This window comes from Natrinema thermotolerans, from assembly GCF_031165565.1.
In the GTDB taxonomy this organism is placed as follows: domain Archaea; phylum Halobacteriota; class Halobacteria; order Halobacteriales; family Natrialbaceae; genus Natrinema; species Natrinema thermotolerans.
On the sequence record NZ_CP101873.1, the window covers coordinates 2,886,522 to 2,904,944 of the forward strand.

The 18,423-nt window shown below is 64.8% G+C and carries 15 protein-coding genes; 7 read left to right on the plus strand and 8 right to left on the minus strand.

What is annotated here, in order from left to right; genetic code table 11:
- The first annotated feature begins 107 nt into the window (after positions 1-107).
- The 3 genes from NP511_RS14920 to NP511_RS14930 all read left to right on the plus strand — a co-directional run bounded on the left by NP511_RS14920 (position 108) and on the right by NP511_RS14930 (position 3,145).
- Complete coding sequence (locus tag NP511_RS14920) at positions 108-887, plus strand: 4-phosphopantoate--beta-alanine ligase (protein WP_049966116.1); 780 nt, start codon at positions 108-110, stop codon at positions 885-887.
- A 226-nt stretch (positions 888-1,113) separates the two neighbouring features.
- Positions 1,114-2,109: a tyrosine--tRNA ligase gene (locus NP511_RS14925; RefSeq protein ID WP_049966117.1), complete on the plus strand. Its 996-nt coding sequence runs from the start codon at positions 1,114-1,116 to the stop codon at positions 2,107-2,109.
- Between the two features lie 97 nt (positions 2,110-2,206).
- Positions 2,207-3,145 carry a biotin--[acetyl-CoA-carboxylase] ligase gene (locus NP511_RS14930; RefSeq protein ID WP_006649686.1) on the plus strand — a complete coding sequence of 313 codons (939 nt, stop codon included), beginning with the start codon at positions 2,207-2,209 and terminating at the stop codon, positions 3,143-3,145.
- A gap of 132 nt (positions 3,146-3,277) precedes the next feature.
- Here the strand turns inward: NP511_RS14930 and NP511_RS14935 are convergent, their stop codons facing one another.
- The 5 genes from NP511_RS14935 to NP511_RS14955 all read right to left on the minus strand — a co-directional run bounded on the left by NP511_RS14935 (position 3,278) and on the right by NP511_RS14955 (position 10,459).
- The gene (locus NP511_RS14935) at positions 3,278-3,595 is read right to left on the minus strand and encodes a DUF7268 family protein (RefSeq protein ID WP_233274349.1); all 318 of its coding nucleotides are present in this window, start codon (positions 3,593-3,595) and stop codon (positions 3,278-3,280) included.
- Between the two features lie 49 nt (positions 3,596-3,644).
- Entirely contained in the window at positions 3,645-4,562 is a 918-nt protein-coding gene (locus tag NP511_RS14940) for an ABC transporter permease (protein WP_049966119.1), read from the minus strand.
- A complete protein-coding gene (locus tag NP511_RS14945) occupies positions 4,559-5,572 on the minus strand; it encodes an ABC transporter permease (RefSeq protein ID WP_049966120.1) in 1,014 nt (337 codons plus the stop codon). Before NP511_RS14945 ends, NP511_RS14940 begins: the two co-directional genes overlap by 4 nt.
- Positions 5,573-5,622: 50 nt before the next feature.
- On the minus strand, positions 5,623-7,263 hold the full coding sequence (locus tag NP511_RS14950; protein ID WP_049966121.1) for an ABC transporter substrate-binding protein: 1,641 nt from the start codon (positions 7,261-7,263) through the stop codon (positions 5,623-5,625).
- A gap of 205 nt (positions 7,264-7,468) precedes the next feature.
- Positions 7,469-10,459 (minus strand): dipeptide ABC transporter ATP-binding protein, encoded by a 2,991-nt coding sequence (locus NP511_RS14955; protein WP_049966122.1) that lies wholly within the window; start codon positions 10,457-10,459, stop codon positions 7,469-7,471.
- A gap of 82 nt (positions 10,460-10,541) precedes the next feature.
- On the opposite strand from NP511_RS14955, the gene NP511_RS14960 reads away from it, so the two are divergent.
- Positions 10,542-11,036: a DUF7529 family protein gene (locus NP511_RS14960; RefSeq protein ID WP_049966123.1), complete on the plus strand. Its 495-nt coding sequence runs from the start codon at positions 10,542-10,544 to the stop codon at positions 11,034-11,036.
- Positions 11,037-11,115: 79 nt separating this feature from the next.
- Here NP511_RS14960 and NP511_RS14965 read toward each other — a convergent pair whose 3' ends face one another.
- Complete coding sequence (locus tag NP511_RS14965) at positions 11,116-11,592, minus strand: universal stress protein (protein WP_006649685.1); 477 nt, start codon at positions 11,590-11,592, stop codon at positions 11,116-11,118.
- A gap of 156 nt (positions 11,593-11,748) precedes the next feature.
- On the opposite strand from NP511_RS14965, the gene NP511_RS14970 reads away from it, so the two are divergent.
- Positions 11,749-12,216, plus strand: a complete 468-nt coding sequence (locus tag NP511_RS14970) for a DUF5799 family protein (RefSeq protein WP_049966124.1) — start codon at positions 11,749-11,751, stop codon at positions 12,214-12,216.
- 110 nt (positions 12,217-12,326) lie between these two features.
- On the opposite strand, the gene NP511_RS14975 is transcribed toward NP511_RS14970, so the two are convergent.
- On the minus strand, positions 12,327-12,470 hold the full coding sequence (locus tag NP511_RS14975) for a DUF7557 family protein (protein WP_006179925.1): 144 nt from the start codon (positions 12,468-12,470) through the stop codon (positions 12,327-12,329).
- A 124-nt stretch (positions 12,471-12,594) separates the two neighbouring features.
- On the opposite strand from NP511_RS14975, the gene NP511_RS14980 reads away from it, so the two are divergent.
- Positions 12,595-12,885 carry a DUF7545 family protein gene (locus NP511_RS14980; protein WP_006179924.1) on the plus strand — a complete coding sequence of 97 codons (291 nt, stop codon included), beginning with the start codon at positions 12,595-12,597 and terminating at the stop codon, positions 12,883-12,885.
- Between the two features lie 83 nt (positions 12,886-12,968).
- Here NP511_RS14980 and NP511_RS14985 read toward each other — a convergent pair whose 3' ends face one another.
- Positions 12,969-17,414 carry a DUF7282 domain-containing protein gene (locus NP511_RS14985; RefSeq protein ID WP_049966125.1) on the minus strand — a complete coding sequence of 1,482 codons (4,446 nt, stop codon included), beginning with the start codon at positions 17,412-17,414 and terminating at the stop codon, positions 12,969-12,971.
- Between the two features lie 409 nt (positions 17,415-17,823).
- Between NP511_RS14985 and NP511_RS14990 the strand changes: the two genes are divergently transcribed.
- A complete protein-coding gene (locus NP511_RS14990) occupies positions 17,824-18,408 on the plus strand; it encodes a biotin transporter BioY (protein WP_006649682.1) in 585 nt (194 codons plus the stop codon).
- Positions 18,409-18,423 lie beyond the last annotated feature (15 nt).

An 18,423-nucleotide genomic window follows, 5' to 3' on the forward strand; every position in this document is an offset into this window, starting at 1 on the left:
GCACCGACTACTGACCGGTCCGTTTCGCCGCGGGAACGCGGCGCTCGCTCGAGTCGACTCGGCGGGCGATCGGGCCGTTTTTTATCGATCGAACCCAGTGATCGATCGTGACCGATTACGACAGCGTCTCCGCCGACGTCGAAGACGAGGAGGAGATCCCGGCAGACCACCCCAGATACCAGGATCTGCTCACTCGTCACCGCATCGAGCGGGGCGTCGAGAAGGGGATCACCCACCTCCAGGGGATGCACGCGGAGGGGCGGGGCAGCGCCTTCGACTATCTGCTCGGCGAGGAGACGATTCCCAGCGCCGACGCGGCCGAACGGGCGGCCGCGGCACACCTCCTGCTGGCCGACCGTCCCGTCCTCTCGATCAACGGCAACGTCGCGGCGCTGGTCCCTGGCGAGATGGCTGAACTCGCCGACGCAACCGGTGCCGACCTCGAGGTCAACCTCTTCAACCGGACGCCCGAGCGCATCGAGGCCATCGCCGACCACCTCCGCGACCACGGCGCGGACGACGTGAAAGGGCTCGAGGCCGACGCACGGATCCCGAACCTCGATCACCAGCGGGCGAAGGTCGACGCCGACGGGATCTACGCGGCTGACGTGGTGCTGGTTCCCCTCGAGGACGGCGATCGCGCGGAAGCCTTAGACGAGATGGACAAGACCGAGATCGTCATCGATCTCAACCCCCTCTCGCGATCACCGCAGGTGGCCGACGTCCCGATCGTCGACAACATCATCCGCGCGGTACCGAACATGACCGATCACGCGCGTGAGTTGGCCGACGCCGATGAGGCTACCCTCCGTGCGATTATCGCGGACTTCGACCGCGAGCGCGCGCTCGAGGACGCCGAGAAGCGGATCCGGTCGGGCGATCTCTGACCGCACGGTCGCGACTCAGTGGTCGACCGACACCATCGCTCGAGTCGGTCCTGAACCCGCCGATCGGAACCGCCGTTCGGGTTCGGCGCATCGACTCGAGCGCCTTTCATACGGGTTGTGTCCCGATTTCTCGGTGGGACCGCAGGGTAGGTCGCGGTCCCACCGGCAATGACTGACAGTAGACCGTATCAGGAGGTATAAATTCCTCCTCCGGTTCCCTCCGTACATGGACGCCTACGAGTTACTCACGCGAAACGCCGAGGAGGTCGTCACCGATGAGGAGGTCCGCGACCTCACGGAGGATCCCAAGGGCAAGCGGGCCTACGTCGGCTACGAACCCTCCGGCGTCCTCCATCTGGGGCATCTCCTGACCGCGAACAAGCTCATCGACCTCCAGGAAGCCGGCATGGAGGTCGTGATCCTGCTGGCGGACGCCCACGCCTACCTCAACGAGAAGGGGTCGCTCGAGGAGATCCGGGCGACTGCCGAGCGGATGAAGGCCCAGTTCCTCGCGTACGGCCTCGACGAGGAGCGGACCGAGTTCGTCTACGGCTCGACGTTCCAGTTCGACGAGGCGTACACCCGCGATCTGCACACCCTCGAGCAGGCGACGACGATGAACCGAGCCCAGCGCGCGATGGCCGAGATTCAGGGCGACGAGACGGCCAAGGTGAGCCACCTGGTCTACCCGCTGATGCAGACGCTCGACATCGAGTACCTCGATCTGGATCTGGCGGTCGGCGGGCTCGATCAGCGGAAGGTCCACATGCTCGCCCGCGAGAAACTGCCGGAGCTCGACTACGAGGTCCGGCCGGCGATCCACACCCCCATCCTCGCCGACCTCACGACCGGCGAGGGGAAGATGTCCTCGAGCGAGGGGACCACGATCTCGATGGAGGACTCGACCGCGGACGTAGAAGAGAAGGTCAATTCGGCGTACTGTCCCCCAACGCGGGATCCGGAGCCCGACGACGAGGGCAACGAGCGCGAGAACCCGGTCCTCGAACTCTTCGAGTACCACGTCTTCCCCCGCTTCGACGAGGTCGTGGTCGAACGCCCCGAAGAGTACGGCGGCGACCTGACCTACGAGGGCTACGAGTCGCTGGCAGCCGATCTCGAGTCCGGCGAACTCCACCCCGCCGACGCGAAGGGGACGCTGGCGACCTACCTCGACGAACTGATCGCGCCTGGTCGCGAGAAGCTACGCGAACTCCGGGACTGACCGGGGTCGTCTCTCGTTTTTCGTCACCGCCGCGTCGCCGCGGTCACACGACCGGTGATCCAGCCGATTGAAGTGATCGCGCCCCCCTTTCGAGGGTATGAACGACACGCGACGCGCGGTCCTCGAGGCGCTTGCCGACGGTCCGGTTTCGGGGCCGGAACTGGCCGACGCCCTCGACGTCTCGCGGGCGGCCGTCTGGAAGCACATCGAGGCGCTGCGCGAGGCGGACTTCGAGATCGAGAGCGGGCCGAACGGCTACGATCTCGGCGAGATCGAGGCGTACAACGCACCCGCAGTCGAGTTCGGGCTCGAGGCCCCGTTTTCGGTCGAATATCACGACTCCGTCGGGAGTACCAACGACCGGGCGCGTGAACTCGCGGGCGAGGGCGCGACCGACGTGGTCGTCCTCGCAGACGAACAGACCGGCGGCCGCGGCCGCCTCGAGCGCGAGTGGACGGCGCCGCCGGGCGGCGTCTGGCTGAGCGTCGTCACCCGGCCCGATATCGCGGCCGCGCAGGCCCCGCTGTACACGCTCGCGATCTCGGTCGCGACGGCGCGAGCGGCCCGCGAGGCGGGCGTCGATGCTCGAATCAAGTGGCCCAACGACGTGGTCGTCCCGGTCGGCGACGACGGCGACTACCGGAAGCTTTCGGGGATTCTCACGGAGATGGAAGGCGAGACCGACCGCGTCGAGTGGGTCATTGTCGGGCCCGGCATCAACGCGAACATCGACGCCGACGCGCTGCCCGAGGGCGCGACCAGCATCCGTGAGGAGGCGGGTGACGTCGACCGCCGGCGGTTCGTCCAGCGCCTGCTCGAGTCCTTCGACGACCACCGCAACGACCTCGAGAGGGTCGTTCCCGCGTGGCGCGAACTGGCGTTGACGCTCGGCCAGCGGGTGCGGGTCGACCGCCCCGCGGGCGAGATCGTCGGGGAGGCGGTCGACGTGACCGAGTCGGGCGCGCTCGTAGTCGAAACCGACGACGGGCGGGTGACGGTGTCGGCGGGCGACTGCGAACACCTCCGTCCCGTCTGAACAGTAATCGGTTCGACTGTCATGGATCGGACCGAAACTCGTGATCACTGACAGAGACCAGAGCCGCTCGGCGTGAACACTCACGTCTGCTTGGCACCAACAGCAACGCCGTAAGCGACCAGTGTGGGCGGATCACACGCCGAGCAGTATCGAACAGCCAGCCGCGGCGACCACCCACCCTGCTCCCGTCCACGACATCACAAAAAACGCCTCGCGAGCGCCGGCCTCTGTCCATCCGGAACTCACATCGAGTCGGTCTCTCATCCCTTCGATGGTTCGCCCGAGACCGACTGCCGTCGACCACGCGGTGACGCCGAATCCGAGTAGTAGCGTACCGAACGCGAACGCCGTGTCGGTCGCTGTTCGTGGCGACAGGACAACCAGTAGCCCGAGAGAGATCGTTGTCCCGAGTGCGGCCCCGATCGTCACCCAGCGAGCGGCTGCGGTCACGAGCCGGCGAGTCCGCTCGACGTAGCCCCCCGAGACGGGGACGCCGGGATCAGTCGACGGCATCACGCATGCGTGGATCCAGGGCGTCTCGCATTCCGTCACCGAGGAGGTTGAACCCGAGTACGGTGAGTGCGAGGAACAGACCAGGGAAGAACGACCACCACCACGCGCCCGAGAACAGGCCCCGTGTGACGCCCTCCGAGAGCATCATTCCCCACGAGGGGTCGCCAGGTTTGGCGCCGAAGCCGAGAAACGACAGCGCCGCGATATCGATAATTGCCAGACCGTAGTTCAACGTCGACTGAACGGTGATCGGAGCCAGACAGTTCGGCAGGACGTGACGAATCAGCAGCCGTGGATCGGTCGCGCCGAGTGCGCGCGTCGCCTCGATGTACTCGTCCTCGAGGACTTTCAGCGCTGCGCCGCGGACGACGCGGGCGAATCGCGGCGTGTACACGAGCGTGAGCGCGGCAACAGCACGCCACAGCCCCAGCGACTCGGGGAAGATGGTGACGAGTGCCAGGGCAAGCAACAGCGACGGAAACGATAGAAGCACGTCCATCGTCCGCATGATTATGTTGTCCGTGAGGTCGCCGTAATACGCTGCGATGATGCCGGCAGTGATGCCGAGGAACGTGGACGCGAGGACAGTCGCAGTCCCGAATTTCAGTGCGTACCACGCGCCGTACAGCACGCGCGGGAAGATGTCGCGAGCTTGTCCGTCCGTCCCGAACCAGAACCCGCTGCTGGGCGCTGCCTTCGTCGGATTCGTCCCGAACTGTGTGTTGACGATCGCACCGAGGTCGTACGCGAACCGCGCGTAGATGGCGACGGCGAACATCGCGCCAATGATTGTGAGGCCGATAACGGCAAGGCGGTTCGACAGGAGTTCCGTGAGGAACGGGCTGGCGCGGATACGCTCGATGGTACTGCGCTCGATGTCTGGTGATTGGGTTTCAGTACTCATTGGTCAATTCGTGGGTCGAGGATGGAATACGTGATGTCGACGAAAAGGTTCACTATCGTGTACATGAACGCGAACACGAGAACGGTCGCCTGTACCACTGGATAGTCGCTCTTGTTGATCGCGTCCACGAGCAACGTCCCAATACCGTTGATTTCGAACACCGTCTCGGTCAGGACGGAGCCGCCGAGCATCGATCCGAACTGGATCCCGATGATAGTGATGACAGGGATAAACGCGTTCCGGAGACCATGTTTCATGATCGTCGTCTTCGCGCCCTGTCCTTTCGCGCGGGCCGTCCGCATGTAGTCCTGACGAACGACTTCCAGCATCGATGACCGCATCATCCGGGAGATAAACGCCATCGAGTAGACGCCGAGGACGAGAACCGGCATGAGCAGATGGCGAACTGCGGACTGAAATGCTGCCAGATCTCCGGCCAGTAGTGTATCGATGAGGATGAATCCGGTTGTCGAGTCGATGAAGTGTGTCGATCCGATACGGCCGCTCGTCGGGAGGATACCCAGGAACTGTGCAAACAGCAGGATGAGGAGCGGACCGCTCCAGTAGATCGGGACACTGATGCCCGTAAGTGCGCCGATCCGCGAGAAGTGATCGGTCAACGTATCTTTCTTGACGGCGCTCAGGATGCCAAGGGGAAGCCCGAACAGAAGGCCCGCGATCTGACCGAGTATGGCGAGTTCGATGGTAATCGGAAGCCGATCGGCGAGGATTTCGCTTACGTCGGCGCCGCGCCGGATCTTGTAGGACTCTCCGAACTCGAGCGTCGCAGTGTCTCGGAGGAACCGGACGTACTGCTGCCACAGAGGATCATCGAGTCCAAGATCAGTTCGAACCTGGTTGATGTACTCCTGACTCGCGCGTTCGCCCGCGATTGCGACCGCGGGATCACCTGGCGAGAGTTGGAGGATGGCGAAGACTACCGTTGCTACCCCGAACAGCACCGGACCGAGCAACAGCAGACGTTTGGCAACGAACCGCTTTGAGACCATTATTCTGAGATATGTTTATAAGTTTAAAAAGCTCTCGTCAACTGGCCGTGTTACTCGAGTTCGACCAGGTGGAGGTGCGGCCCACCGATGGCCGAAACCTCGTAATTGCTGACGTTATTGCGGACACCGCGGATCTCGTCGGCGTAGTCGATGAAGACCCACGGAGCCTCGTCGTGGGCGATCTGGGCCGCCTCGTGGTAGAGTTCGGCACGCCCGTCTTGGTCTGCCGTCTGCTGGGCTTCCTCAACGAGGTCCATGAACTCCTGGTTCGCCCACGCGGACCGGTTAGACGTGTTGTAGCCCTCGGTACCCCAGTCGACCCAGTCCTGTCCGTCGGGGGACTCAACCTGGGGATGAAGCAGGACGTAGTAGAAGTTGTCAGGGTCGGCGTTGTCCGTATACCAGCCAGCGAGGGACGCGTCGTGTTTCCCTTCGGAGGTGTAGGTAAGGTAGTCCGAGAACTGTCGCTCGTCGATCGTGACGTCGATGCCGATCTCGCTGAGGTTCGTTCGGATAGTCTCCGCCGTCGGAAGCGGTGCCGGATTGTACCCACGAGCGTTCTGGAAAGTCGTCAAGTTGAACGAGAACCCGTCACTGTACTCGGTCTCGTCCAACAATGACTGTGCCTCGTCAGGGTCGTAGGCGTACGGGCTGAGATCGTCGTTGTGTCCGAACAGCGCCGGCGGACACGGCTGGTCGGCCTGTTCGGCGATGCCCGAGTATACTTCGTTGACGATGGATTCGGTATCGATGGCGTAACTGATTGCCCGCCGGACATCCGGGTCGCGGAATTCCTCCATGCGGGACTGGTTGAGCGACATGTAGCCGACGTTGATCCCCTGCCCAGACTGGACTTCGGCGGCATCGGAACTTTCGACTGTTCCGATGTTGTTGGGTCCGAGGTTGTCGATGATCTCGAGTTCGCCTTCGACGAGGGCTTGCGTCCGCGTGGAGTTCTGGCCGCGCTCGATGAACAGGAGTTCCTCCACGTTCGGGGCATCGCCCCAGTAATTGTCGTTGGGGGTCAGTAGAATACGACCGTTCGAGTCGTCGAGTTCCTCGAGTTGGAACGGACCAGTACCGTTGGCGTCCGTTTTGAAGTCGAAATCTCCCTCGATTCCGTCCTGCGGGAGGACGACGGCGGCGAACATCGCAAGGTTACGCAGGAACGGTGCGTACGGCTGCGTGAGCGTAATGTTCAGCGTATAGTCTCCGTCGGTCTCAACGGAGTCGATCCAGTTCCCAAGCGTGAACGGTCCGTATGCGGACGCATCCTCGAAGTAGTACTCGTATTCTTCGTCGACGAATCGCCGGTAGGTTGCGACGAAGTCGTCGGCGGTGAAGTCAGAGCCGTCGTCGAACTGCGCGTCCTCGCGCAGTTCGATCGTGACGTCTTCGCCCTCCATCGTCCAGTCGGTTGCGAGACTCTCCGTGATGGCTGCCTCGCCGGGCTCGAAGTCGATAAGGCCGTCGTAAATCTGGTTCGTGACCTTCGAGACTTCGCCGCTGGTCGTGTTCTGGGGGTCAAGGGTGTCCGAATGCGAACTGCGTCCGTACCGGAGCGTCCCGCTGCTCCCGCTGTTCCCACCGAGACAGCCTGACATGGAACTCGCTGCAGTTGCGACGACAGTCGCGCTTCCGGCCGACTTCAGGAAACCACGTCTGGATACCGCATCGTTATGGCCTGACATAGCACCACAACTTGGTGCCATGTATATAATGGTACCGGACAAAATTGGGCGAAAACGATTTACAACTCCCCGTAGGTTTGTATCGAGATAAGCTGAGCAGTTATCGCTATAAAAATATAGTATTGTGGTGGGAACGGCCGCGAATCTGTTCGATCAGTATGCCCGCCCACCGTTCCAATCAGTCTGGCGACGAAGGCCGAGTCGCTTACTCGCTGGGGTTGAAGAGATGACAGGCAGCCGGATGGGCACCGTCGGCGAGTGTGGGGTCAGTTCGTTCGCAGACGCTCTCGAACGTGTCCGCGAGGGCGGCTTCGGCGGCCTCCCAGTCGCCGTCAGCGAGATGGCGGTAGGACTCGTCGACTGCCTCGCGAGCGCGACCCGATAGGGGCCCGTCGAAGAACTGTGCATCAAGCGCGGCGGCGAAGTCGTTGCCACCGTCCGTAACCGCACGCGGCGATGGCGTCTCCTCGGGTGTTCTCTCTTTGGCCGCCTCGAGGTCGATGTCACGGGCTTCGACTCGCTGTCGGTAGAACATGACTTCTCGGTAGCGCTCCTGTTGGATGTCGAGATCCTCGGGCGGGATGATCGACGGGCACCGCGTCCGGAAGTGACAGCCGGATGGCGGATCGATAGGGGACGGCACGTCGCCTTTCAGGATGGTCCGGTCGTCGGTGGCTGTTAGCGGATCCGGCTCGGGGATCGCCGACAGCAAGGCGTTCGTGTAGGGGTGTTTCGGTTCCGCGAATAGCTCGTCGGTGTCCGCAACTTCGACGATCTCGCCGAGGTACATCACGGCCACGCGGTCCGATATATGCCGGACAACAGAGAGGTCGTGGGCGATGAACAGGTACGTCAGCCCGAACTCGTCTTGCAGGTCCTCGAGCAGGTTAATGATCTGTGCCTGCACGGAGACGTCAAGCGCCGACACCGGCTCGTCAGCGACGATGAAGTCCGGATCAACTGCGAGGGCACGAGCGATACCGACGCGCTGGCGCTGCCCACCGGAGAGTTCGTGAGGATAGCGACCATATTGACCCGCGTCGAGACCGACTTCCTCGAGGAGTTGCATGACGCGGCGACGGCGGAGTATGCGCTTCGAGTCGCCTGCAGAAATGTCGACGTGTACGCTCGTGATTCGGCCGTTGTCGCGCGTCACGTCCGTCGTCACGCCGAGCGCGCCCTCGACATCTACGGTGACATCGCCGTCAGCCACGGTGACGGTCACGGGGACGACGGTTTCTCCATCGGTACTCCCGAGTAACGCGTCCACGTTGTCCGCGACGTCAACGGAGACTGCGTCCGGCGAGATACCGGCCGTCGAAACGTCCGCGCGTGTCACCACGTCGGGATCGGTCTCGGGGAGGCCGTGGATCTTCAGCGGCTCCATAATGGTCTTTCCGACGGTCATTCGCGGATCGAGACTCGACATCGGGTCCTGAAACACCATCTGCATGTCCTTGCGCCTCTCCCGCAACTCCGACTTCGAGAGGTCTCCGAGATTATCGCCGGCAAACACTACCGTTCCGTCCGTCGGCCGGTTGAGATGGAGAATGGCGCGACCCGCCGTCGACTTGCCACAGCCCGATTCGCCGACCAGTCCGAGGGTCTCGCCCTCGTGAATATCGAAACTCACGCCGTCGACGGCTTTCACGCTCGGTTGCTCGTCGATGAACCGGTCGAGAATTCCGTCTTCCTGCTGATAGTATTTCCGCATCTTGCGGAGTTCGACGAGTGGCTCACCGATTTCGTGGTCGGTTGCGGACGCGACGCCGTCGTTGCCGTACTCGTCCTTGTCGAAGGAATTGAAGAGACATTTTGCCCGATGATCGACGTCATCGGGACCGTGCTGGCGGAACGGAATTTCGCCCTCGCGACACTCGGGCTGGGCCCACGGGCATCGATCGGCAAAGTGACATCCATCGGGCATGTCGATGAGGTCAGGGACGTTGCCTTCGATAGGTGTCAAGCGGTCTTTCTCCTCCGTCGGGATAGACTCGAGCAGCGTGTACGTATACGGGTGGCTCGGATCGGAAAAGATCTCCTCGACGGGACCCTCCTCGACGATTTCGCCGGCGTACATTACTGCGACCCGGTCGCAGGTCTCCGCGACGACGCCGAGGTCGTGGGTAATCATCAGTACCGACATCCCGAACTCCTCTTGAAGGTCGTCGATGAGGTCGAGAATTTGAGCCTGAATGGTCACGTCGAGGGCGGTCGTCGGCTCGTCAGCGATGAGGAGACTCGGCCGACATGCGAGTGCGATTGCGATGAGGACGCGCTGGCGCATTCCGCCGGAGAACTCGTGGGGGTATTCCTCAAGGCGCGTAGTCGCCTCCGGAATGCCGACCTCGGTGAGGATTTCGACAACATCCTCCATAACCTCCTCGTCGTGTTCGTTCTCTCTGATCGATGGGAGAATCTCTCGGACGGCGTTCAGCCACGTGTCCCGCTTCCGTTCGCCGTACTGATGGAGTCGGAGCGACTCCGCGACCTGTTCGCCGACGGTAACCGCGGGATTTAGGGACGTCATCGGGTCTTGGAAGATCATCCCCATCTCGCTACCGCGGACCTTTCGCATCGCCTCCTCAGGCGCATCCGTTAGGTCGATGACGCCGTCCTCAACCGCGATTTCGTCGGCGTCGACGCCACTCTCCAACTGCTCACGTGCTGCTCCGTCGACGTAGACGAACCCGTTGTCGGCATCCTCAAGGGTGTCTTCGAGGTCGTCCGCGATGACGGACTGCGCCGTCCCGTCATCCAGTCGGTCGGCAGCGGTTTGGAGGGCTGGTGCGAGGTCCGATGGATCGTCGTGAGCAGCGAGATCGGTGGCGATGCCGCGAAGTTCCGGTCCGGCCAAGTCGCCTCCCTGGCCGGATCGAAGGTCCGCGACGAGTTCTCGGACTGCGTCCACGAGTTCGAAGGGGTACGGGACGACGGCATCGTCGAACTCGGCTGCGAGATCCGTGGCAAGTGCCGCGCTCCGCAGGGACACGCGTCCGGCCACGACGTCGCCGGGGTCGTCTACGAGGTCCATTGCTGAGAGTGCGGTTACGCTCTTCCCAGAGCCGGACTCACCGACGAGACCGACGGTTTCACCTTCCTCGACGGTGAGATCGACGCCATCGACGGCCTTGACCGCACCGCGTTTGGTATCGAACTGCGTCCGGAGCCCGGAGAGCGATAAAAGATCGGACATTGACAGCACTTCTCGAGGCAGTGAAGAAATAGCTTGTGGGACTTGGACAACGTTTATCTCCGATGGTACACGCGGTGCAGACATGAGCGACAACCCGGCAAGCGACACCTCGAACAACGTGCAAGCTCAGTCCGGTTGGCAGTCAGTCATCGAGGAGATGGCAGCGATCGCTGACGAGTACCGTGACCGCGGTTGGACGGCCCTCGAACTCCATCCCGGAGACGCCGTACTCGTGGACTCCGAGAAGCGGACGGGACTCGACGTCCTCCTTCCAGGGCCCGAGTACGAGAATCTTGAATCGCTAACCGAGAACTGTTCGTTCGTCGACGTGGACGTGTTTCGCGCGGCGGACAGTAGCATGTTCTACCTGCTTATCGTCGAGAAAGATCCGGAGAGCGAGACGGTCGTGTTCGTTCCCGCCTACTATGATCCCGGTTCCGGACAGCCGAAACTCGATACCATCCGCTCGGACAGCGAGTTCCGATTGTTCTGCCGGCGGCTGAGCGACGATTATATCGAGTTCGTTCACGGGGACGTGCAGCCGTTCCTCCCCGAGGCGCTTCAGAGCGACGAATAGGCCACAGGGCTGTCACGGCGCTGAACGGACGCTGTGATCCGTCGACTGCTTTCCTCGTCGAACAGGTCAGCAAATGGCGTTACTCGGCGGTAAGTCGCGGCTCCTCGGGCCGATCCTCGAGATCGTCGGGATCGACCTGTACTGTCAGGACCGGCACCGAGGCACGCCTGACGACCCGTTCGGTGACGCTACCGAGCAGCAGCCGGTCGATTCCCCCGCGGCCGTGTGTCCCCATCACGATCAGATCGCAGGCCTCGGGTCCGGCCTCGTCGACGATGACCTGGCTCGGTGACCCCTCCCGAACCTCGGTTTCGACGGTGACGTCGTCCGGCGCGAGTTCCGCGACCCGATCGACCGCCGCCCGTCCCTCGCCCCGAAGCGCGTCGCTGACGCCCTCGAGTGCGGTTTCCATCGGCAGCCCGCCGTAGCCGGCGGCGTTCACGACGTAGAGCGCACGGATCGTCGCGTTGTGCAGTTGTGCGAGGTCGAACGCGTACTCGAGGGCCCGTTCGACCTCCCGGGAGCCGTCGGTCGGGACGAGGATGCAGTCATACATTATGCTATATGGTGCCATACAACAGATCACTATATGAGTGTTTTTCTGACAGGAACGACCATCCGTCGAACTGACGGATTCGCGACCGACCGGTCCTGCCGTTCGCAGGCGAGAGGGAGGGAAACGCTGATACAGCGGCCGCGCCAACCGAGGGGCATGAGCGACAACCCGTGGACGGACCGGATCGTCGGCGAGCGGATGACCGTCGATCAGGAGTTTTCGGCGCGGATCGAGGAGTCGCAGTTCTCCAACCAGCAGTGGAGCTTGATCATGACCGCCACGGAGTTCGAGATCGAACACCCAGACGAGCCCGACCGAGCGCGGATCGTCGCCGACACCGACAAACTCGACGGCGTCATCCCCGAACTCGAGAACGTGCAGGCCGGCATGGGTGCGATGGCCGGCGGACCTGGCGGACCCGGGGGATCGGACTCGTCGGGCGGCGGGATCGTCGACTCGATCATGGGCGCGCTCGGTATGGGCGGGGACGACGGCTCCGCCGAGGCCGAGCAGCGGAAAGCGGCCGAGCGGCTCACCCAGGAGTACGCGGACGAACTCCAGTCACACCTCGAGTCGAAGGGCCGTTGGGAGTCGGTTCGGGAGAGCGTCGCCGACGGGCGCTGAGCCGACAATGCGGACACCGGTGGGACGCTCATACGGATTACTGTCGCTGGTTACCGGTGTCCCCGCGACCGTCCTGCGGGGACACCGGTACCGACTGACAGGAAACCGTATCAGTCACCGGCGTGAAACATCGTGTACTCGCTGGTTTCGTAGATGTTGATCAACTCGGTGACCAGTTCGTCGTAGGACTCGTCGTCGACGCGTAGCTCATCCAACCGTTCGATCGTCTCCGCCTCGAGTTCGACGGATGGCATACCCGGTCGTTCGCCGCCGATCGGCAAAAACACCACGGGGGACCGGCTGTCACCGGAGGCCGCAGTGGCGGTGCATTCGCTGCAAGCCACAGCACCTTTAGGTGCGGTTCCCGACCGTAGGAGTATGACAGACGAAGTCGAGACGACGACCTTCTCGATCAGTTCCGAAGACGGCGCGACCGACGACGTGACGATTCCGTCGGGACTCGTCGACCTCGTCGCCGAGGGAGACCAGACCGACGTCGAGACGGTCGGCGACGTCATGCTGCTGTCCTTCGCCAGCCGCGCTCACCACATCGTCCATCACGGCGAGGACGCCGATCCGGAACTCGAGGCACAGGAGGAACGCGTAATGGACCTCTTCGAGGAGCGGTTCGGCGTCACGTTCGGCGAAGCGACCGGCCACCAGCACTGACGGCACTCGCGGCACCGGCACTGTTCTCTCGATAGCTCACCGCGTAGCGGTCGAAACGCCCTCGAGAACGACGCGATCGGGGTCTATCCGGCAGTCTCGTTTCCGGCGTCTCCAGTCCCCTCGCCGCCGAGGGCCGGTCCGTTAGCTGACGGTCCGTTCGTCTCGGATCTCGGCTCCTCGGCCGCCTCCGGCACTTCCGCCGCCCCCGTCTCACTCGGCGGTCCGGACTCTTCGGACGACGGTTCGGTCCCCTGACCGGGTGCCGCTCCGCCGTCGGTCCCACCAGCAGCGGTAGTCCCCACATCGTCACCGGCCTCCGTCCCGCCGTCCGTGTCCGTCGTCGCCGGCGCGGCCGCCTCGATCACCACCGACGCCTCGTCGTCGTCGGTCGCGACCGTATGCGTCGACGTGCCCTCGGGTACCGACGACGTGAACGGAATTTCGGCCGACTGGCCGCCAGCGAGCGTCACGGTCGCCTCGGCGACCGGCTGCCCGTCGACGCTGTAGGTCACCGTGTCCGTCCCCTCGAGATCCCCCTGATTCTCGACGGTTGCAGTCACCGTCACCTGCTGGCCGGGCTCGGCGCTCTCGGGCGCTGAGAGGTCGGTCACCGCGAGAGTCGCCGGCTCGTCGCTCGCCTCGACGATCACGGTCGTCTCGTCGGTCTCGTCGTCGCTTGCCACCGCGAGCGTGTACTCGCCGGGCTCGAGCCCCTCGGTTTCGGCGTCGAACGCGACCGACTGGCTCTCGCCGGCCTCGAGCGAGACCGATTCGGTATCGACGACGGTCCCGTCGATCGCGAGCGCGACCTCTTGCGTGCCCGCCTCGCCGCCGACGTTCTCGATCTCGCTTTCGACTGTGATCTCCTGTCCCTGCTCGACCGGACTGGTTACCGACGCGATCGAGACGGCGAACACGGCGGGCTCGGACGCCCCGATCTCGCCGGCGGGCGGCGTCGCGACGGTCACCGGTTCCTCGTAGCCGTGGTTCGTGAAATCGGCCCGCCAGACGAGGCGCTCGGCGTCGCTCTCTGGCGTCCACTCGACGGTGAACTCGTGTTCGCCGGGTTCGAACCCGCTCGGGGGCTCGTCGGTAGTCGTCCCCTCGACGAACTCGCTGTTCGCCGCGACCGCCGCGTCGTTGGGGTTCTCGTAGCCGAACGTCACGTCGATCGCGTCCCCATCCGCCGTGGGCTCGGTCTCCTCGACCGACAACGACGGGAGTTCGGGCCGGACTTCGTCGTTACAGGCCTCGAGGTCGGGGTTCGGGTGATCGATCGACGCGAACGGGGCCGCCTCGGGCGAACTGATCCCGGAGATGTAGGTCCCGAAGGTACCGTAGTCGGGAACCTCGACGGTCACCTCGTCGCCGTCGGTCGTGACGTTCCGTTCGTCGCCGATCTCGAAGACGATCGTCCCGTCGAAGGGGGCCTCGACGTTCTCGCCGGCGGTGACGAAGTCCTCAATGATGGTGTTGCCGAAGCCACCGGAGGTGTAAAAGCCCGTACTCGCCGCGACGCTCTCGCCCGCCTCGAGTTCGGCCTCGACGACCGCCCGCGAACAGTTCGTGAACTCGACGCCGAAGTCGGGGACCGCCCCGTCGACGGTGTAGGCCACCTCGTCAGTCTCGATCGGCGTGCCGTCCTCGGCCGCGACGACAGACACCTCGAGCGTCGCGTTCTCCTCGAGGGGCGGCTCGAGGGCGATTTCCCGCGGGCCGATCGTCTCGTTGGCCGCGAAGCGCTCGGTCTCCGCGAGCCGACTTCCGTTCTCGTCGGCGACGGTCAGCGCGTACTCGACGGAGGCGTTGGCCGAGGTGATCGTCAGCGTCTCCCCGTCGCCGGTCTGGTCGGCCACCGAGAGGTTCGCCGTCGGCTCGCCGGGCTCGGGCTCGACGACCGCGTACTCGATCGTGTCGTTCGCCAGGATCGCGTCGTCCGCGGCCGCTCGAACGGAGACGTCGACGCTCGCGTTGTCCTCGAGGGGCGGCTCGAGATCGATCGCCGTCTCCGCGATCGTCTCGTTGGCCTCGAACGGTTCGCTATCGACCCGCTCCCCGTCGTACTCGGCCGTCAGGACGTACGGTACCGTCGCGCTCGCCGCGTCGATCTCGAGGGACTCGCCTTCGCCTTCCTGGTCGTCGACCGACAGCGTCGCTTCGGGCTCGGTGGTGCCGTTCGCGACGGTGTACTCGATCGTCTCGTTCGCGAGCGTCGCGCCGTCCTCGCCGACGATCGCTACCGCGACGCTGGCGTTCTCCTCGAGGGGCGGCTCCAGCTCGAGCGTGTGGTTCGTCACGTTCTCACCGGCCGCGAACGGCTCGCTCCCGACGGTTTCGTTGTCGTACGCCGCAGTCAGGACGTAGGGAACGGAGGCGTTCGCCTCGTCGATTGTCAGCGTCGTCCCGTTGCCCTCCTGATCGTCGACCGACAGCGTCGCCTCGGGTTCGGCGGGCTCGTCGGCAACGGTCACGAACGCACCGTCGAGGACCGGCGCGCCGCCCGCGGTGACGTACGGCACGTCGTCCTCGCCGTCGGACTCGACGTAGCCGAACGCCTCGTCGCCGTCGGTGTCGTGGTGGACGACCGCGACAAGCGGGCCGCTCTCGTTCAGCGACTCCTCGAGGTCGACGGTCACGTTCTCGTGATCACCGGCCTCGAGGTAGCTCGAGACGCCGACGATCGCGTCGGGATCGGTGTCGACGGCGACGCCATCGTAGACGGCGACGAATCCGCCCTCCGAGAGCGAGACGTCGTCGACGGTGACCGCGTCCCCGTCGCTCTCCTGATCGGGGAAGTCGATCGACGCGGTGCCCTCGATCCGGTCGACCGTCTCGATGCGCTGCTCGACCTCTATCTCGACGTGCTGGCTGATCACCGTGACGTCGGCGGTATCCTCCGAGACGGCGTAGGCGGTCGCGTCGGCCGCGGCCTCTTGCGTTATCGTCTGGAGTTGCGTAATACTGATCCGCTGGGACTGGACGGCTCGAGCGGTCTCCGTCGCGGCACTGCTGGCAGCCACCTGGACCTGCGTGACCGACGCGTCCTGTGCCTGAACGAGGGCCCCGCTGGCACTGCCGTACGCGAGCCGCTGGACCTGCGTCACGTCGACGAGTTGCGTCTGGCTCACTGCACCCTGACCAGCACCGAACGCGGCGGCCTGGACTCCCTCGACCGTCACCGACTGTCGCTGCACGGCTGCCGTTACCGCACCCTCCGCGGCCCCGACGGCCGCGGCCTGGATCTGTGTGACCGACACCGACTGTCGCTGGACTAAGACTCCGCCGGCGCTCCCGTCCGCGGCCGCCTGCACCTGCTCGACGGTCGCGTCCTGACTCCCCGAGATCGCGCCTTTCGCGGCACCGAAGGAGGCCTCCTGTACCTGCGTGATCGAGATCCGCTGGACCTGCTCGATCCGGATCGACTGCACCTGCGTCAGCGATCCCCGACCCGCGCCCCGGGCCGCGGCCTGCGTTCCCTCGACCGACACCCGTTGTTTCTGGACGAGTGCGCCTTTCGCCGCCCCCGCTGCGGCCTTCTGTATCTGCTTGATCGTCACCCGCTGGCGCTGCTCGGCGTCGACGCGCTGGCCCTGTCTCGTCTCCGTCCGCTGCTCCTGTCGCAGATCGATTCGCTGGCGCTGCTCGAGGGCGGCGGTCGTACTCCCCTCGAGCGCGCCGGCGGCAGCGCCGGCCGCGGCGTGCTGGACGTGGTCGAGGGTCACTCGCTGGCGCTGCTCGACCGAGATCGACTGATACTGCGTCAGGACACCGTAGGCGGCCCCCTGTGCGGCCTCCTGAATCCTCGGGACCGCGCCGACGTCTTTCGCGCCCGCCTCGCTGGCGGCCCCGGCGGCCGCGCCCCTGGTGGCAACCTGCAATTGCTCGACGCTGACGTACTGACTCTGGGCGATCGCGCCGTGTGCGGCCCCCCAGCTCGCGCTCTGAAGCTGGGTCGCGTTGGCCGACTGGGACTGCGTGAGCGCCCCGCCGGTCGCGCCGCCGACCGCGTACTGGACCTGCGTGACGTTGACCGACTGTTGCTGTATCAACGTTCCGTGAACGGCCCCCGCCGTCGCCGCCTGTACCTGCTCGGCCTCGACGGTCTGGAACTGCGACACCGACTGGCGCGCACCCTCGAGCGCCGCCGCTCGCTGTGCCTGGGTCACCTCGACTCCCTGGGACTGGACGAGCGCGATCCCCTCGCTGACGCCCTCTTCGACGGCATTCTCGCGGTCGCTCTGTGCCGCCGCCGCGTTCGTCCCGCCGGCGTCCGCGTCGGTTTCCGTCCCCTCGGTCTCGGGCGACTCCAGCCGTATCGGATCGAACCCGTTTCCGCCCGCCGCGTCATTCCCGCTCTCGTTCTGAAACTGTGCCTGTGCCTCGGGACCGGGTGGCGACGCAGCGTCCGTCTCCGCTCCCGCGTCGGCCCCGCCGATCCCCCCGAGCCCCCCGAGCAGCGGCACGGCGACGACGCTGGCGATCATCGCGGCGGCGATCACCACGACCGCGGCGATCCGGCGGCGGCTCATCGGTTGCCCCCGCCGGTCGCCGACGCCACAGTCACCGCCGCCGTCCCGTCAGCGATGCGTTCGGTTGCCCACCACCCGTTACGGCCCCGCTCGGCGCTCGCAGTACGGACTCCCATCCCACATCACGGGGTCGAAGCGAGCCATAAGCACGGCCGGTCGTTTCGGTTAGCACGGCGGCACAATTAGGGATTACCGCTTTCCGGTCCGCGAGAACCCACCGTAGGTAGCCTCTCTCACCGCTTTCTCCCACCTTGAGCGGTGTCCGGGACCGTCACGCGAACTGGAACGAAGCGCCCTGTTTCGGCCGGGCCGTCCCGGTTCGAACCGCCGCTCGAGCCGTTCTGTCACCGGCCTTACTGGAGGTTTCGGAAACCGAAGTATTGATCCGGGTTTACGAGAGAGCGGGGGTATGGCAACGGAACGGAATTCGGTCGAGTTAGTCGACGACGACGCCGTCCGCTCGTTCGCACGGGCGGCCGTCCTCGCGGCACTGATGGGGGCCGCGGCCGTGGTGGGATCGATCCCGATCCCGTTGTCGCCGGTCCCGATATCGCTGGGGGTCCTCGTGGTCTACCTGATGGGGCTGTATCTCGGCCCGTACTGGGGGACGGTCTCGATCGGGCTCTACCTGACCGCCGGCGCGATCGGGATCCCGGTGTTCGCGAACGGGACCGCCGGGATCGGCGTCCTGATCGGTGAGACCGGTGGCTATCTCTGGGCCTACCCCCTCGCCGTGATACTGATCGGGCTCGCGGTTCACGGCACCGACGACCTCGCGGACCCCGCCGACACCTCGACGCCGGTCATCGCCGCGGTGTTGCTCGCGGCGCTGATCGTCATCTACGGCCTCGGGACCGCGTGGCTCGGGTACGTGCTGGAACTGGGTGCGATCGAAGCGCTCCAGCTCGCGGTCGTCCCGTTCGTCCCGGGCGACCTGCTGAAGATCGTCGCCGCGATCGCGATCGTCAAGGCCGGTCGCATCGATCCGACGTGACCGTCCGGAGGGCGA

Bases quoted from the DNA above. Each gene is read 5' to 3' on its own strand.
- NP511_RS14960 (WP_049966123.1), top strand. From the start codon at position 10,542: ATGAGCGACAACCCGGCAAGCGACACCTCGAACAACGTGCAAGCTCAG.
- NP511_RS14955 (WP_049966122.1), bottom strand. From the start codon at position 10,459: ATGTCCGATCTTTTATCGCTCTCCGGGCTCCGGACGCAGTTCGATACC.
- NP511_RS14950 (WP_049966121.1), bottom strand. From the start codon at position 7,263: ATGTCAGGCCATAACGATGCGGTATCCAGACGTGGTTTCCTGAAGTCG.
- NP511_RS14980 (WP_006179924.1), top strand. From the start codon at position 12,595: ATGACAGACGAAGTCGAGACGACGACCTTCTCGATCAGTTCCGAAGAC.
- NP511_RS14930 (WP_006649686.1), top strand. From the start codon at position 2,207: ATGAACGACACGCGACGCGCGGTCCTCGAGGCGCTTGCCGACGGTCCG.
- NP511_RS14945 (WP_049966120.1), bottom strand. From the start codon at position 5,572: ATGGTCTCAAAGCGGTTCGTTGCCAAACGTCTGCTGTTGCTCGGTCCG.
- NP511_RS14985 (WP_049966125.1), bottom strand. From the start codon at position 17,414: ATGAGCCGCCGCCGGATCGCCGCGGTCGTGGTGATCGCCGCCGCGATG.
- NP511_RS14970 (WP_049966124.1), top strand. From the start codon at position 11,749: ATGAGCGACAACCCGTGGACGGACCGGATCGTCGGCGAGCGGATGACC.
- NP511_RS14925 (WP_049966117.1), top strand. From the start codon at position 1,114: ATGGACGCCTACGAGTTACTCACGCGAAACGCCGAGGAGGTCGTCACC.
- NP511_RS14965 (WP_006649685.1), bottom strand. From the start codon at position 11,592: ATGTATGACTGCATCCTCGTCCCGACCGACGGCTCCCGGGAGGTCGAA.
- NP511_RS14990 (WP_006649682.1), top strand. From the start codon at position 17,824: ATGGCAACGGAACGGAATTCGGTCGAGTTAGTCGACGACGACGCCGTC.
- NP511_RS14975 (WP_006179925.1), bottom strand. From the start codon at position 12,470: ATGCCATCCGTCGAACTCGAGGCGGAGACGATCGAACGGTTGGATGAG.
- NP511_RS14940 (WP_049966119.1), bottom strand. From the start codon at position 4,562: ATGAGTACTGAAACCCAATCACCAGACATCGAGCGCAGTACCATCGAG.